The 16,138-nt window shown below is 74.4% G+C and carries 11 protein-coding genes; 9 read left to right on the top strand and 2 right to left on the bottom strand.

What is annotated here, in order from left to right; all coding sequences use genetic code 11:
• The first annotated feature begins 23 nt into the window (after positions 1–23).
• The 6 genes from ACH4SL_RS29680 to cynS all read left to right on the top strand — a co-directional run bounded on the left by ACH4SL_RS29680 (position 24) and on the right by cynS (position 5,322).
• Complete coding sequence (locus ACH4SL_RS29680) at positions 24–674, top strand: DNA-binding response regulator (protein WP_398451109.1); 651 nt, start codon at positions 24–26, stop codon at positions 672–674.
• 120 nt (positions 675–794) lie between these two features.
• A complete protein-coding gene (locus tag ACH4SL_RS29675; RefSeq protein ID WP_398451107.1) occupies positions 795–1,013 on the top strand; it encodes a DUF5988 family protein in 219 nt (72 codons plus the stop codon).
• A 216-nt stretch (positions 1,014–1,229) separates the two neighbouring features.
• The gene (locus ACH4SL_RS29670; RefSeq protein WP_398451105.1) at positions 1,230–2,588 is read left to right on the top strand and encodes a rhodanese-like domain-containing protein; all 1,359 of its coding nucleotides are present in this window, start codon (positions 1,230–1,232) and stop codon (positions 2,586–2,588) included.
• A 641-nt stretch (positions 2,589–3,229) separates the two neighbouring features.
• Positions 3,230–3,973 carry a sulfite exporter TauE/SafE family protein gene (locus ACH4SL_RS29665; RefSeq protein ID WP_398451103.1) on the top strand — a complete coding sequence of 248 codons (744 nt, stop codon included), beginning with the start codon at positions 3,230–3,232 and terminating at the stop codon, positions 3,971–3,973.
• 152 nt (positions 3,974–4,125) lie between these two features.
• The gene (locus ACH4SL_RS29660; RefSeq protein ID WP_398451101.1) at positions 4,126–4,704 is read left to right on the top strand and encodes a rhodanese-like domain-containing protein; all 579 of its coding nucleotides are present in this window, start codon (positions 4,126–4,128) and stop codon (positions 4,702–4,704) included.
• A gap of 126 nt (positions 4,705–4,830) precedes the next feature.
• Entirely contained in the window at positions 4,831–5,322 is a 492-nt protein-coding gene (gene cynS / locus ACH4SL_RS29655) for a cyanase (protein WP_398451099.1), read from the top strand.
• A 31-nt stretch (positions 5,323–5,353) separates the two neighbouring features.
• On the opposite strand, the gene ACH4SL_RS29650 is transcribed toward cynS, so the two are convergent.
• Entirely contained in the window at positions 5,354–6,328 is a 975-nt protein-coding gene (locus tag ACH4SL_RS29650; protein WP_398451097.1) for a helix-turn-helix domain-containing protein, read from the bottom strand.
• Between the two features lie 172 nt (positions 6,329–6,500).
• Between ACH4SL_RS29650 and ACH4SL_RS29645 the strand changes: the two genes are divergently transcribed.
• On the top strand, positions 6,501–10,580 hold the full coding sequence (locus ACH4SL_RS29645; protein WP_398451095.1) for a hypothetical protein: 4,080 nt from the start codon (positions 6,501–6,503) through the stop codon (positions 10,578–10,580).
• A 185-nt stretch (positions 10,581–10,765) separates the two neighbouring features.
• Here the strand turns inward: ACH4SL_RS29645 and ACH4SL_RS29640 are convergent, their stop codons facing one another.
• Positions 10,766–11,773: a helix-turn-helix domain-containing protein gene (locus tag ACH4SL_RS29640; protein WP_398451404.1), complete on the bottom strand. Its 1,008-nt coding sequence runs from the start codon at positions 11,771–11,773 to the stop codon at positions 10,766–10,768.
• A 143-nt stretch (positions 11,774–11,916) separates the two neighbouring features.
• Between ACH4SL_RS29640 and ACH4SL_RS29635 the strand changes: the two genes are divergently transcribed.
• Together ACH4SL_RS29635 and ACH4SL_RS29630 are read left to right on the top strand one after the other, a co-directional pair.
• A complete protein-coding gene (locus ACH4SL_RS29635) occupies positions 11,917–14,760 on the top strand; it encodes a M4 family metallopeptidase (RefSeq protein ID WP_398451093.1) in 2,844 nt (947 codons plus the stop codon).
• 197 nt (positions 14,761–14,957) lie between these two features.
• On the top strand, positions 14,958–16,082 hold the full coding sequence (locus ACH4SL_RS29630; RefSeq protein ID WP_398451091.1) for a PP2C family protein-serine/threonine phosphatase: 1,125 nt from the start codon (positions 14,958–14,960) through the stop codon (positions 16,080–16,082).
• Positions 16,083–16,138 lie beyond the last annotated feature (56 nt).

The raw sequence follows: 16,138 nt of genomic DNA, 5'->3' as shown, positions 1-16,138 counted from the left end.
TCCCGTCGACCGAGGAGGTGAACGTGGTGCCAGCGCTTCCGGTCAGTGTCGTACTCGTCGATCACCACCCCGTCGTCCGCGCGGGGCTCTCGACCTGGTGCGCGGCGGCCGAGGGGCCGATCCAGGTCGTCGCCGAGGGCCCGGACGTCTCCGTCGCGCTGTACGGGCCGGGCCGCGCCGCGGACGTCGTCGTGCTGGAACTCCTCCCGCGCGACGGCCGCCCCACCTGCGCCGAGCTGCACGAACTGGTCGCGCAGCAGCGCAGGATCGTCGGCTACACCATGCGCAGCGGCCCCGAGGCCGCGCTCGCCCGGATGGACCTGGGCTCCACCGCCGTGATCACCCGGGCCGCCGAGCAGCGGCACCTGGTGACCGCGATCAGGGCGGCCGCCGCCGGGGTCCGCTACGCCCCGCCGCGCCCGGTGCCCACCCGCGAGCGCCCGCCCGACCGCCCCCTGCTGTCGGCGCGGGAGCTGGAGGTGCTCGTGTCCTGGTTCCGCGCGGAGTCCAAGGGCGTCGTGGCCAAGAGCATGGGCATCTCGGAACGCACCGTCAACACCTATCTGGACCGGGTGCGGATCAAGTACGCCAACGCGGGCCGTCCCGCGAGCAGCAAGGCGAAACTCATGGCCAGGGCCGTGCAGGACGGCCTGATCTCGCTCGACGAGTTGTGAGAAATGCACGATGCCGTGGGGCAGCCCGCACCCGAGACTGTCATGGAGCGACAAACACCGGGCGGTCGGCGCCCGGACGACACCGCAGAGTCAGCACAACGTGAAGGGAGCACCACTGCCATGACGTCCGCACTCCCGCCCAATGTCATCCTCCGCGGCGGCCCCGAGCAGTTCGCCCCGCCCTCGCACACCCGCCACGTGGACGACACGGACACGAAGCTGAAACTCTTCGTCGGCAACGCCTGGGAGCACTACGAGCCCACCGAGGAATTCATGGAGCACGACGGCCGCAACCTGCGGGTCTTCGAGTGGAGCCGCCGCACGTACGTCGCCGAGTGAGCGACCGCCGGGTGGGCGGCCGCCGGGTGGCCTCCGCGGGGCGGGTTCCGCTTCCCGCGGCGGCCGCCGGCCCGTCCTCCCCGCGCTGACCTGCACCTCTCCGTGCCCGTACGACCGGGGCGCCACGGGTGTGGCGACCCTCATGCGATACCCCGAGGGGTATCCGTGTACCGTGGGATATACCCCGGGGGGTACATGCGCGGAAGGAAGCCTCTCTTGTTCTTCATCGAGACCATCGAGCTCAAGGGCCTCGGCAACCGGCACTACCTGGCCGGCGGCCGCTCGGCCGCCGTCGCGGTGGACCCGCCGCGCGACATCGACCAGGTGCTCGCGGCCGCCGCCCGGCGCGGTGTGCGCATCACGCACGTGGTCGAGACGCACCTGCACAACGACTACGTCTCCGGCGGCCTGGAGCTGGCCCGGGTGACGGGCGCCGCCTACCTCGTGCCCGAGGGGGCCCGGGTCGCCTTCCGCCGGGTGCCGGTGGCCGACGGCGACGCGATACGCGTCGACGCCGGGCTCGGCCTGCGGGCCGTCGCCACCCCGGGGCACACCCCGCACCACACCGCGTACGTCCTGCACGAGGACGGTGCGCCGGTGGCCGCCTTCACCGGCGGCTCGCTGCTCATCGGCGCGGTCGGCCGCCCCGACCTGGTGGAACCCCGGCTCACCGAGGGCCTGGCCCGCGCGCAGCACGCGTCCGTGCGGCGGCTCGTCGACGAGCTGCCCGACGAGGCGTCCGTGCTGCCCACCCACGGCTTCGGCAGCTTCTGCTCCTCCGCCCAGACCGGCGGGGACGCCAGCACGATCGGCCGGGAGAAGACCGTCAACCCGGCATTGACGGCCGACGTGGAGTCCTTCGTCGCCCGCCTGCTCGCCGAGCTGGACGACACGCCCGCGTACTACGTCCACATGGCCCCGGTGAACGCGGCGGGACCGGCCCCGGTGGACCTGACCCCGCCCGGCGTCGCCGACGCGGACGAGATCGCCGACCGGCTCGCGGCGGGGGAGTGGGTCGTGGACCTGCGCAACCGCGTCGCCTTCGCCGAGGGCCATGTCGCCGGGACGTACAACGTCGAGGCGGACGGCAAGCTCGCGACGTACCTCGCGTGGCTGATCCCGTGGGGCCGCCCCGTCACGCTGCTCGCCGAATCCCCCGAGCAGCTCGCGGCCGCCCAGCGCGAACTCGTCCGGGTCGGCATCGACCGCCCCGCGGCCGCCGCGACCGGCACCCCGCGGGAGTGGGCCGCCGGGGGCGCCCCGCTCGCCTCCTTCCCGCGCGCCACCTTCCGCGACCTTGCCGGACGCGGCACGGACGGCGTCGTCGTCCTCGACGTACGCCGCGACGCCGAGCGCGCCGCGGGCCACCTCGCGGACTCCGTCCACATCCCGCTGCACGAGCTGCACGGACGGCTCGCCGAGGTCCCCGCGGGCACGGTGTGGGTCCACTGCGCGAGCGGCCTGCGCGCCGCCGTCGCCGCCTCCCTGCTGGACGCCGCGGGCCGCACCGTGGTGGCGGTGGACGACACCTTCGACGCCGCGATCGCAGCAGACCTGCCACTCGTCACGCCCTGAGCGGCTCCGACACGGCGCCGGTGCTTTCCCGCGCAGGCGCGTCCGTGCGACCCCGGTGCTTTCCCGTGCAGGCGCGTGCGCGCCCCCGGTGCTTTCCCGTGCAGGCGCGTGCGCGCGGCCCTGGTGCTTTCCGCGCGAGCGGGCTCCGCGCGGCCGTGGCGCCCTCCCGCCCGGGCGGAGCCGGTGTTTTCCCGCGCAGGCGCGTCCGCCGCGAAACTGGTGCTTTTCCGCGCAGGCGCGTCCGCCGCGGAACTGGTGCTTTCCCACCTGCGCGGCCCCGGTGCTTTTCCGCGCAGGCGCGTGCGCGCGGCCGGTGCTTTTTCGCCCGGGCGGGCCCGGTAAGGAGCCGGTGCTTTCCCGTGCAAGCGCGTCCGCGCGGCCCCCGGCGCCTTCCGCCCACCGCGTCCGCCGCGGAGCCGGTGCCTACCGGGCCGAACTGCGCTCGCCGCCGGGGCGGCGGCTGGCGGTGCCCGGGGCGGCCCCCGACCCATCGATCCCCCCACGACGAATCACGCGAGGCTTGTGATGCTTTCCTTCCGCGGCGCCCCGCGCCGCGTCCGCGCCGGCGAGGTCCGCCGCCGTAGGCCCGGCGCCGTCGGGTGCGAGGTCGCGGGTCCGCGCGGGACGCTCGGGGTCGTGGCATGACGGACCTGGTCATGGCGCTCACCTCCGGCGCGGTCGTCGGCCTGGCCCTCGGCGGGCTGGGCGGGGGCGGCAGCGTGCTGGCGGTCCCCGCCCTCATCTACCTGCTCGGCTTCACCCCCGCCGACGCGACCACGGCGGCGCTCGTCATCGTCGCGCTCACGTCCGCCACCGCGCTCGCCGGGCATGCCCGGGAGGGCGACGTCGCCTGGCGGACCGGGCTGCTCTTCGCCGCCGGGGGCATCGTCCCCGCGGCGCTCGCCGGGGCCGCCGCGGGCCACCTGCCGCAGGGGGCGCTGACCGCGGCCTTCGCCGCTGTCGCCGTGCTCGCGGCGCTGCGCATGCTGCGCCCCGCGCCGCCCGCGCGCCCCGGCGCCGTGGATCCCGTGCGGGCGGGCGCCGCGGGCGCCGGGCTCGGCGCGGTGACGGGCTTCCTGGGGGTGGGCGGCGGCTTCCTCGCCGTGCCGGTGCTGGTCGGCGTGCTGAAGGTGCCGATGCGGCGGGCGGTCGGGACCAGCCTGCTGGTGATCACCGTCAACTCGCTCGCCGCGCTCGCCGCCCGCTCCGGCAGCGGCTCGTCGCTGGACTGGGCGGCCGTCGCGCCCTTCACCGCCGCCGCGGTGCTCGGCGCGTGGGACGGCAAGCGGCTGGCGCGCAAGGCCACCGGCACCACGCTCCAGCGGCTCTTCGCCTGGGCGCTGCTCGCGGTCGCCGCGCTGATGCTCGTCGACGCCGTCGTATGACCGGCGGCGGCGCGAAACGGGACGGACCGGCACGTACGGGCTCGGCACCGGCCCGCAAGCCTACCGGTCGGTAGAAAGCTTCACACTCCCGTACGACTCCCGAAACAGGACCCGTTCCCGGGGCACTTTTGACCCTTTAGGATGCATGCACTATGGCTACGACCATCACCTCCCTCGACGTCCGCCAGGCCCGTACCCGGCTGGACGACCTCACGGTCATCGACGTGCGGACCGCCGGCGAATACGCCGGCGGCCACATACCGGGCGCGCTCAACGTCCCGCTCGACCGGCTCGACGAGGGCCTCCCCGGCATCCGGGCCGCCGCCGAGCGCGGCCCGGTCCTGGTGGTGTGCGCCTCCGGCACCCGCTCGGAGAACGCCTGCCGCACCCTCGCGCGGCACGGCGTGGAGGCCGCCACCCTCACCGGCGGCACCGGCGCCTGGGCGGCCGAGGGCCACGACCTCGCCCGCCCGCAGGGCAGCCCGCGCGCCGTGTGGGCCATGGAGCGCCAGGTCCGGTTCACCGCGAGCCTCATCATCCTGCTGGGCCTCGCGCTGGGCTTCTTCGTCCACCCGGCCTTCCTGCTGCTGTCCGCGGGCATCTGCGGCGGGCTGATCTTCTCCGCCCTGACCGACACCTGCGGCATGGCCGTCGTGCTGGGCAAGCTCCCGCACAACCGCCCCCGCGCCGCCGACCTCGACGCCACGCTGGCCCGGCTGCGCAGCCGCTGAGCCGCTGAGCCGCTGACCCCCTGCCCCGCTGCGGCGGAACACGCCCGAAACACGCCTGACGTACCATCACCCCCCTACCAGCGGCCCGGACACCCACCGGGCCCCCGGGCGGGGAGGTCACCAGTCATGAGCGACGCAGGGAAGGACGGCGTGCCGGGCGGTCTTCCGCCCCGCATGGACCGCGACGACATCACGGCCGCGATCGTCGCCGCCAGGCTGGCCAAGGGCCTCACCTGGCAGAAGCTGGCCGACGAGATCGGCCGGCCGGTGGTCTGGAGCACCGCGGCACTGCTCGGGCAGCACCCGCTCCCGCCGGACGCCGCACACCGGGTCGTCCGGCTGCTCGACCTGCCCGAAGAGGCCGTGCCGGTGCTCGCCGCCGTCCCGCACCGCGGCGCGGGCGGGGTGCCGACCGATCCGACGATCTACCGCCTGCACGAGGCGGTGCAGGTCTACGGCCCGGCCCTGAAGGAGCTGATCCACGAGCAGTTCGGCGACGGGATCATGAGCGCGATCAACTTCAAGGTGGACATCGGGACCGCGACCCACGACGGGGCCGCGCACGTCGTCATCACCTTCGACGGGAAATTCCTGCCCTACAACTGGCCCAGCGACTGAGCCGGCCGCGCCCTCCCCGCCCGGCCGCCGGTCACAGCCAGCCGCGGCGCATCGCCTGGGTGCCGGCCTGGAAGCGGCTGGTCGCACCCAGGCGCCGGGTGAGGTCGGCGACCCGGCGGCGCAGCGTGCGCTGGCTGAGGTCGAGCTGCCGGGCGATCGCCTCGTCCTTGAGCCCGGCGTTGAGCAGTTGCAGCAGCGCCCGGTCCTCCTCGGCGATCTCCGGATGGACCTGCGCGGCCGCGCCGGGAGCGGCGAAGATCGGCGTGCCCTGCGCCCAGTGGACCTCGAACAGCTCGGTCAGGGCGTCGCTGAGCCCGGACTGCCGCACCAGCACCGCCGCGGTCCGCATCCCCTCGTCGCTGCCGGTGAGCGGCACCAGCGCCTCCCGCCGGTCCACCACGATCAGCTTCGTCGGCACCCGGGGCAGCACCCGCGCCTGCTCGCCCAGCGCCACCAGGTCCCGCAGCCGCTCGGCGTACTCCGGCACGGCCAGCACCTCGCCCGCGTAGGCGGCGCGCACGCTCACCCCGCGGGCCAGCAGATCGCGTTCGGCCTCCGAGGTGCTGCCGTAGGAGGTGACGTACGGGGGCGTGTCGAAGGCCAGCACCTCGCGCTCGGCGCTCGCCAGCAGCTCCTCGACCCGCCGGGTGATCCGGGCCGGGCCCTCGATCACCTCCACCATCAGCCGCGGGTCCGCACGCAGGCTGCGCTCGTGGAATTCCGCGGCGTACGCCTCCACGGACGAGGCCACGCGCTCCAGTTCCGCCTGCCGGGCGCGGATGAGGGAGGCCAGCCCGGTGCGCGGGTCGACCGCCGCGTACTGCGCGGGGCGGCCCGCGCGGCAGCCCGCGAGGCCCGCGGCCACCAGGCCGTCGAGCGCCTGCCGGGCGCGGGCGGGCGGCAGGTCGAGGAGTTCCGCCAGCGCGCCCGCCGTCAGCGACTCCTGGCGCAGCAGCACCTGGTAGGCCCGTTCGGCGCATTCGTCGAGACCGATCGGCTCCAGCACCCTGCCGCCCCCCATCCCTCTGCCGGGTTTTGACCTGATTCAGCCTGACCCCGGTGTGGCCACGTGTGGCCACTGGCCACAAATGGCCAACCGAATCACTCCCGTGTCACCCCTGTGAGCTGCAACTCTACGACCCTTCCCCATTGTTGTGACAAGGAGTTACGAGCCCTCGATGAGAATCCGAGCAAAGGCCCTGCGGGGCGGTGCGCTGGCCGCGGCCCTGGCCACGGCCGCCGCCGTGCTGGCGGCCCCCGCGGCGCATTCCGAACCGTCCGACCACGTGATACGCCTGAACGCCGCCCAGCTGGCGAAGCTGAGCGCCGAGTACACCCCGATGAGCGACGGAACGCCCGGCCTGGTGGCAGCGGCGGCCAAGGCCGGCGGCTCGCAGGGCGACGCTGCCGGGACGGCGGATCCGGCGGCTCCGCAGACGGCGGCGTCGCCGTCCATCGACGAGCAGACGAACTGGCAGACCGCCCGCGGCGCCGCCTCCACGCTGGCGCTGAACGGCACCGGCGACTGGGTCGCGCTGTTCGGCAGCGGCTCGGTGACCCGGTACGACGCCCACGGCAACCCGGTGTGGCAGCGCACCACGCACTCCCTGTACTCCGACTGGAAGGTGACGCCGCAGAGCAGCCTCCAGCCGGAGGAGTACACGGCGTCCATGTACGAGGGCTACAACCCGTACAACCCGTCGTCGACCGGCAAGCACCCTTACGCGCAGGCCGACTTCAACCACGACGGTGTCGCCGACGTGGCCGTGGCCTACTCCGTCGGCGACAACCCGGTGCGCAGCTTCACCAGCCCCGGATCGACCCTGTCGACCGGCACCTTCGTCAGCGTCCTGGACGGCCGCACCGGCCGGATGCTGTGGCACCGGCTCGTGCCCGGCTACGTCGGGTCGGTGCTGGTGCAGGACGGCAAGCTGGTCGTCGCCGAGCGCACCGGCCCCAGCTGGGGCCTGGACCCGGTCGCGGAGCAGGGCGACAGCCGCAGCTCGCTCACCGCGTACTCCTTCACCGCCGGGAAGGCGGGCAGCCTCACCGGGCGCACCGCGTGGACGTACAGCACCGGGGCGCCCTGGGCCTCCTGGTCGGACGTCGAGCCGATGACCGGCGGGCGGATCACCGCCGGCTGGACCGACACCCCCTTCGGCCTGGGCAGCCCGCGCCCGCCGGCCGGCCACGTGGTGGTCCTCGACGCGGCCACCGGCCATGTCAGCGTGGACACCCGGACCCCCGGCTACCCGCGCATCGTGCACCAGGACCCGGGCTCGGACCGGGTGCTGGTCGCCGAGCAGAACGACCCCTACGACGCCGTGCGCTGGGACCTGACCGCGTACGACGCCCGTACCGGCTCCCGTTCGGTGCTCGCCTCGCGTGAGGGCACCATCCCCGAGGCGTTCCTCGTCAACGGGCAGGCCCACGGCAAGCAGGCGCGCTACGCCGTCGCCGAACTCGGCATCGACCCGGTGACGCTGGCCGACGGCCAGAGCACGGTGTCCGGCTGGGACGAGCACGGGAAGACGGTGTGGCACTACCGGACCGCCAGCACCGTCGGCGGCGCCAACGCCCCGGTCCTGTCGCTGGCGTTCGACCCGCACGGGCACGGCGAGGTCCTCGCGACCGTCGCCGACGCCACCGCGGTCACGGCCGCGACGCCCGAGGGCATCTACCACATGCAGCTGCTCGCCCTCGACGCCCGCGACGGCGGGGTCATGTGGCGGCGCGAGGGCGACGTCACCGGCGACCAGGTGACGCCCTACCAGGGCCGCCTGCTCACCGTCGGCTACGACGCCACCGCCTGGTCGACCGACCCGCAGCACGGTTCCGCCACCGCCCTGCCGCTGCTGGGCGACCTGTATTCGGCGGTCTCGGCCGACGTGAACGGCGACGGGGTCAACGACCTGGTCGCCGGCGGCCAGAGCCACGGCCTCTTCGCGCTCGACGGCCGCTCGCTCAAGAGCAGCACGCCGCGCGTCCTGTGGCACGCCGCCGTCAGCGGCGCCGTCCACCAGGTCCAGCTGGCCCAGGTCGCCGACCGCCGGGGCGCCAAGGCGACGCGCCTGGTCGCCGCCACCTCCGGCGGCTTCGCGGTGCTCGACCCGCGCAGCGGCCGTGTCACGGCCGACGTGGCGACGGGCGCCTTCCAGTACGGCGTGACCGTGACCGGCGGCGAGATCGTCGCCACCGGCGCCAAGGGCGTCAGCGCCTACACCGCCGACGGCACGGCCCGCTGGACCTACCGCCCGGCGGGCACCGACGGCAAGCACGTCATCTACTCCACGCCCACCACCGACGGCCAGGGCCGGCTGTTCCTGGAGTACGGCGGCGCCCTGTCCGGCTTCGGCACCGGCGCCAGCGACCCCGCCCCGACGGCCGTCGCGCTGGACACCGCAGCGGGCACCCAGCTGTGGAGCGAGCGGCCCACCGGGCTGACGGCCACCTGGATCGAGCAGCAGGCCGGCGCCTTCGCCAGTCCGGCCGTCCCGTCCGCCGGCGGCCACGGCGTCGCCTTCGCCTTCGGCGGTGACAAGCCCGGCACACCGCACCAGGTCCAGATCGTGGACGGCCGGACCGGCAAGGTCGTCTCGGCCCGCGACACGATCGGGTCGAACACCTTCCAGGGCTTCGCCGCCTCGCGGAAGTACGGCCTGGTCGAGCTGCACGCCTTCGAGGTGACGGTCTACCCGGCCGACGGCAGCGCCGCGTACGACGTCCGTATGAACGTCGACCCGCAGCAGGGCGCGTTCGTCACGACGACCGGCGGCACGGAGACCTTCGTCATGGGCGTCGGCGGGATCGAGCAGTTCGACCAGCCCTTCCCGCAGCCCGAGGACACCCTGGCGTCCACCAGCGAGGCCTTCTCGCAGTTCGCCGGCACGGTCACCCCGGTGACCCTGACCGGTGCCGGATCCGGCACCGAGCTGGTCGGCCTGCCGCGCGACTGGGCCGCGTGGGCGCTCAACCAGGAGGTCGGCACGTACGGCGCCGACATGGCAGCGCCCGACGCCTTCCCGCACGGTGTGACGGTCCAGCAGGTCACCGACACGGCGAAGGCGGCGAAGCCCGCGCCCAAGCCGCTGCTGAAGTCGCCCGCCGCCGGCAGCGCGGCGGCGGCCCCCGTCAAGGACCCGGCCCTGCCGAGCGGCACGGCCACCCCGTCGCTGAAGGTCCAGGCCGCCGTCAAGGTCACCGCGGACGACACGACGGAGACCACCCGCGGCTACACCCCGCAGCAGATCCAGGCCCGGCTCGGCCTGACCGGTGACGGCACCGGCCAGACCATCGCCATCGTCGACGCCTACGACTACCCGAACGCGGCGTCCGACCTGAACCACTTCGCCGACCACTTCGGCCTGCCGCAGACCTGCGACAGCGTCCCGTCCGGCACGGACTGCTTCGACTTCCAGCAGGTCCACGCCGACGGCACGCGGCCCGAGGCGGACGCCGGCTGGGAGGAGGAGGAAGCCCTCGACATCGAGTGGGCGCACTCCGTCGCACCGCACGCGAAGATCGTGCTGGTCGAGGCCGCCGACGCCTCCGCCGCCGCCCTCTACCGGGCCGTCGACAAGGCCGCGGCGCTGCACCCGGCCGTGGTGAGCAACAGCTGGGGCATGTCGGAATTCTCCGAGGAGTCCTTCTACGACGGCCACTGCAAGCTCGCCGACTCCGTCTGCACCCAGTCCACGGGTGACGCCGGCTACCCCGCGGGCTACTCCAGCACCAACCCCAACGCCCTGGCCATCGGCGGCACCAACCTCCAGCTGGACGCCGACGGCGCCACCCTGGGCGAGACGGCCTGGCGCTCCACCGGCGGCGGCCTGAGCTACTTCGAGAAGCGCCCCGCCTACCAGGACGGCGTGCAGGACTCGGCGTACCGGGCCACCCCGGACGTCAGCTTCGTCGCCGACCCGCAGACCGGCGTCGCCGTCTACACCACCGCCCTCGGCGACGCCGAGTGGCTGGAGGTCGGCGGCACCAGCCTGTCCGCCCCGGTCTGGGGCGCGCTGCTGACCGCCGCCGACCAGCTGCGCGCCGCCGCGGGCAAGCACCCGCTGGCCGTGGCCGGTCCTGCCGGGGACACCGCCCACGGCGACGTCTACGGGCTGGGCAGCAAGCTCTACGACGTCACCGCCGGCTCCAACGGCGCGTGCGGCGCCGAGTGCACCGCGGGGCCCGGCTACGACACCGTGACCGGCCTCGGCTCCCCGCTCGCGGGCGTCGACACGGCGCTGGCCGCGATGAGGTGACGGACCTCCGGGGGTGGCGGGGCCGCGGCCCCGCCACCCCCGGACGGGGCGCCTTCGGAGGGGAGCGCCCCACGGCCCGGGGGGCCGGCCCACGCCGTACGGGGGGTGGGCCGGCCCCTCCGGTGCCTCGGGCGGGTGAGCGTGCCTCTGCGTGTCTCGGGCGGGTGAGTCCGCCTCCGCACGGCTCAGGCGGTGAGCCAGCCCCGCAGCGTCGCCTGGACGCCGGCCTGGAAGCGGGTCTCGACGTTCAGCATCTGCATCAGCCGGGTGATACGGCGCCGGACGGTGTGCACGTGCACACCGAGCCGCCGCGCTATCGCCTCGTCCTTGAGCCCGGCCGCGAGCAGCGTCAGCAGCTCGCGGTCCTCCGCCGCGGCCTCGCCGTGCGCCGCCGCCCCGATCGGCAGCGCGCGCTCCCACACCGCCTCGAACAGCGGCGTCAGCGTGTGGCCGAGCAGCGAGTCGCTCACCACCAGCGCCCGCGCCGTCGGATCGGCGGCCTCCGTCGGCGGCAGCAGCGTGACCCGCCGGTCGACCGTGATGAGCTTCGTCGGCAGGTCGGCGCCCACCCTGATCTGCACGCCCTGCGCGGCCAGTTCGGCGAGCCCCTCGGCCCGGCCGGGATAGCGCAGCCCCTCCCGGTCGACGACCACCCGCACCTGCACACCGCGCCGCACCGGGCCCGCCACGTCCAGGGGGGCGGGCATGCCGTCCGGCGCGCTCCCCGCATAGGGCGGGCGGTCCAGGAGGGCCACCTCCACCCGCGCCGAGGCCAGCAGCCCCGCCGCGCGCTGCGCGATGGCCTCCCGGCCGCCGATCGCCTCGATGCCCGCGGCGCGCACATGGTGGGCGTCGCCCAGCAGTTGCTCGCTCGCCCGGTCCACCGAACCGGTCAGCTCCTCCAACGCCGCCGAGCGCACGAGCAGTTCGGCCTGGTGGTGGTGGATCAGTCCGCGCAGCGCGGTGGCCGGGGCGGCCGCCCGGGGCAGCGCGCCCCTCCCCGCGGAGGGGACGGTGAAGCCGCGCTCGGCCAGCCACGCGAGGGCCGCGGCGACGCGCCGCGCGGGCAGGTCCAACTCCCGCGCCAGAGCGGCACGCGAGGCCGCGGGCCCGCTCAGCAGCGCCGCGTAGACGCGGAGTTCGTCCTCGCCCAGCCCGAGCGCCCGCCACTGCGCCTGCACTTCCTCCCGCATCACACCTGCGATCTTGCTGCGTGCACTCGGGACACACAAGTGTCCATGGCCACAAGTACGCACCCCGGAAGCGTTGTTCGCGGCCCCCGCCCGGCCTTTCGATGTCCGCGTTCGTATCTGTACCGCGCTCCGAAGGGAAGACCATGGGGATCCCCGCACGCAGCAGAACGACAGCGGACGCGAGAGCCGGCACACCCCGCCGCCGCGGCGCCCGCGTCACGGCCCAGGGCCTCGCGGCCGCCCTGCTCGCCACCGCGGGCCTGGTCGCGGTCACCGGACCTGCCGCGCACGCCGACTCCGCAGCGCAGCCCGCGCCCGCCGCCGGGACGCGCACCCCGTCCCTGGTCACCGGCCTGGACGAGACCACCACGGCGAGCGGCAGCGCGGCCGACGCCGCTCTCGGGCACCTCGCGGCGAAGAAGAGCCGCTACCACATCGACGACCCGAAACGGGATCTCGCCGCGGTCTCCAGCGAGCGCAGCGGCAAGGACGAGACGGTCCGCCTCCAGCAGAAATACCGCGGCGTGCCGGTCCTCGGCGGCCAGTACGTCGTACGGATGCGCGACGCGAGCGGCACGCGGACCGTCACCGGTACCTCGGGCAGTTTCTACACCCAGCTCGACCTGCCCTCCACGACGCCCGACGTCTCCTCCGCCGTCGCCGTCGGCCGCGCGGTTGCGGCGGTCTCGGCGCAGCTGGGGCAGGCCCCGCTCACCCGCCGCCCGGCCGGCGCCGCCGCACCCCTCACGGGCACCGACGAGGGCCTGACCGTGCTGCCGCAGGGCAAGGGCGTGCTCACCCGGCACATCACCGTGTCCGGCACGGACCCGCGCACCGGGCAGCCGGTGAAGCAGGAGGTCTACGTCGAGGGCCACTCGGGCTACCCCGTCCTGCAGTACAGCGGCATCCAGTCCTTCGCCCCGGCGGGCACCGCGACGGCGGCGCCCACCGCCGCGAGCGGCACCGCCGCCCCGGCGGCCCCCGCGGCCGGCCAGCAGCTCGTCGTCAAGGGCTCCGGCGTGCGCTACAACGGCGAGACGACCGAGCTGAACCTCTACCAGGGCACCGACGGCGCCTACCAGATGATCGACTACGGCCCCCGTGACGCCGGTGTCAGCGGCACCCTGCTCGCCACCTACGACGCCCGCGGCCGCGAGGCCTCGTCCGCGTCCGGCGCCTGGCCCAGCGGCATCAAGACCTTCAGCTCGTCCACGACCGACCTCGGCCCGGAGTACACCGACTCCGGCGCGGTCGACGCCCACTGGGGCGCGGCCCAGGTCTACGACTACTACCAGAAGCACTTCGGGCGGGACGGCCTGGACGGCAAGGGCGGTTTCATCTACTCCCTCGTCGGCGTCGTCGACAACGGGCAGCCGTACAACAACGCCTTCTGGGACGGCGGCAAGATGGTCTACGGCCAGGGCGGCGGCGACTACCGCACGTTCTCGGCGGACACCGACGTCGTCGGCCACGAGATGACCCACGGCGTCATCCAGAACACCGCGAACCTCGTCTACGCCGGGCAGTCCGGCGCCATGAACGAGGCGCTCGCCGACTACTTCGGCAACGCCATCGACGACGAGGCCAACCACATCCCCATGTCCGACCCGGACGCCTCGCTGCTCGGCGAGAACCTGTGCGTCGACGCCTCCCCGCGCGACTGCGCGCTGCGCGACCTCGACGACGGCGCGACCACGTCCAAGGACTTCGTCGGCGTCAGCTACCGCGGTGACGACGGCGGCGTGCACCTGAACTCCACGATCTTCTCCGGCGCCCTGTGGGACATCCGCCAGGACCTCGACCCCGACCTCGCGGACACGATCGTCTACCGCGCGCTCACGGCCTACATGACCCCGCTGGACGGCTTCACCCAGGGCCGCGCCGCCGTCATCGCCGCCGCGCAGGAGCTGGGCGTCACCAAGGCCCAGCTGAAGACCGTGAAGCAGGCGTTCGCCGCGCACGGCATCGTGCCGGGCTGGGAGACCGCGCTCGGCATCGACGCGAGCACCCTGATCGGCAAGGTCAACATCTCGGGCACGGGCGTCGGCGCGGGCGGCGGCAAGTACGCCGTCTCGCTCAGCAACGACGACGGCAGCGAGCCGTACTCGGTGTGGGCGGGCAACACCAGCGGCAAGGGCAAGCTCACCCTGATGAGCGGCAACAACGGCGACTACAACGTGTACGCCGACACCGACGGCAAAACCGTCGCCTGGGCCGAGTTCGCACCCGCCTCGATCCTGATCAAGGTGCGCCCGCTCGCGGGCGGCCCGGAGAAGACCGTGTACTCCTCCTACACCGGCATCTCGTCGGTCGCGGTCGACGGCGACTACGTGGTCTTCACCGAGAACGACCCGTTCGGCAACCCGCACGTCGGCTACCGGAACATCAGGACCGGTGAGGGCACCTGGGTGGACGGCGGCCGGTACGAGCTGTCCACCGCGCTGCCCTCGGTCAGCGGCGGCGTCGTCGCCTACGCCAAGCTGTGGCCCGAGGCGGACGGCTACAAGCTGGGCGTGGAGACCACCGACCTGGCGACGGGTAACAAGACCCTGATGCCCGTCGACAAGAACGCCACCCTCGCCGTCGGCCAGACCGCCGTCACTGCCGACAGCGTCTACTGGATGGCCGACACCGACCTGTCCGACGGCGGCCGGGTGTCCCTCGACCGCGCGGACCACGACGGCTCGGACCCCGCCGTCCTCGTCCCCGAGACCCGCGGCACGCCCCTCTACGGCTACAGCCTGACCGCCTCCGACGACGCGGTCACCGTGATGTCCGTCCCCCCGGCGACCGACTGGGCCAACGACACCCTGCCGAAGCTCCTCCAGATCGCCCCCGACAGCACCGGTGGCCTCCAGCGCGTCTCCTGCGACCGCGGTGACCAGGTCTTTCCCGCCGCCGACACGGGGCAGCGCGTCCTGTGGCTCGACGGCACGACCGGCTGGACCGACCTGGTCGTGCGCGACCGCCCGGCCGGCCGATGCTGACGTGAACACGTCCGAGTGGCCCGTTCGGCGGAGCGCCGGACGGGCCACCCGGGGCTCCGCCGACATGTGGCCGGAGCGGCGCCGCAGCACAATGGGGGGTGAGGAGAAGGACGGCGGACGCGGAGGCGGTCCCGCAACGACTGCCGGGGCGTCCGCGGCCCCGCGATGCGCGAGCGGAAATGGTGCGGCGAGGAGCGATGCGGTTCTCCCGGTCCCGTGACGGCGACGGCACCGGCTGGTCCTGGCAGGCGAACCGGGGACTGGTCGCGGTCCCGATCGCCCTGATCGTCGTGATCACCGTCGCCGACGTGCTGGCGCCGCAGGAGGTCCACCTCGGGCCGCTGCTGGTCGTGGCGCCCGCGCTCACCGCGTCCTTCGGCAGCTCGCGGCTCACCGCGCTCGTCGGTTTCCTCGCCACCGCCGCCCTCTTCACGATATCGGCGGTGCGCAACAGCATCTTCACGTCCAACCACGAGAGCCAGATCATCGCGCTCATCGTGATCTCCGCGTTCACGGTCTTCTTCTGCCGGCTGCGCGAGCGGCACAGCGCCGAGCTGAGACAGGTGCGCTCGGTCGCGGAGGCCGCCCAGCAGGTGGTCCTCCAGCCGCTGCCGGAGCGGATCGGTCCGCTGTCGGTCGCCTTCCGCTACGAGGCCGCGGCCGACCAGGCGCGGATCGGCGGCGACCTCTACGCCGCGGTGCGCACCCGGCACGGCACCCGGCTGCTCATCGGGGACGTGCGCGGCAAGGGCCTCGCGGCGGTGGACGACGCCGACCTGCTGCTGGGCGCCTTCCGCAGCGCCGCCCACCGCGAGCTGCCGCTCGCGGCGCTGCACCTCGAACTGGAGGCCATCGTCGCCTGGGGCCTCACCCAGCCCAACCGGCACGGCGGAGACCCCAGGGAGTCCTTCATCACCGCCGCGCTCATCGACATCCCCGACCGCGAACCGCGCATCAGCATCCTCAACAGCGGCCACCCCGCCCCTTTGCGCCTGCACGGCGGCCGGGTCACCGCGCTCGTGCCGCGCCGCTACTCGCCGCCGATCGGCATCCTGCCGCCCGAGGACGCGGACGCCGCCGCCGACGTCTTCGCCTTCGAGCCGGGCGACACCCTGCTGCTCTACACCGACGGCGTCACCGAGGCCCGCGACCTCGCCGGCACGTTCTACCCGCTCACCGACCGGCTCCCGGACCTCGCCCCCGGCGGGGCGCACCCCGTCGACCTGCTGGCCGCCCTGCGCACCGACCTGATGCGGCACACCGCGGGCAGCCTCGACGACGACGCGGCCGTGGTCGCCGTCCGGCACGACGGCCGGCCCTGACGGGACCGCGCCGCACGCTGCGCGCGGTGATGTCCGTCGGCGGCCTGCGGACCCGC

It is taken from the genome of Streptomyces sp. NPDC021020 (assembly GCF_044333285.1).
Lineage (GTDB): Bacteria > Actinomycetota > Actinomycetes > Streptomycetales > Streptomycetaceae > Actinacidiphila.
This window is presented reverse-complemented; position numbering and strand designations above follow the sequence as displayed.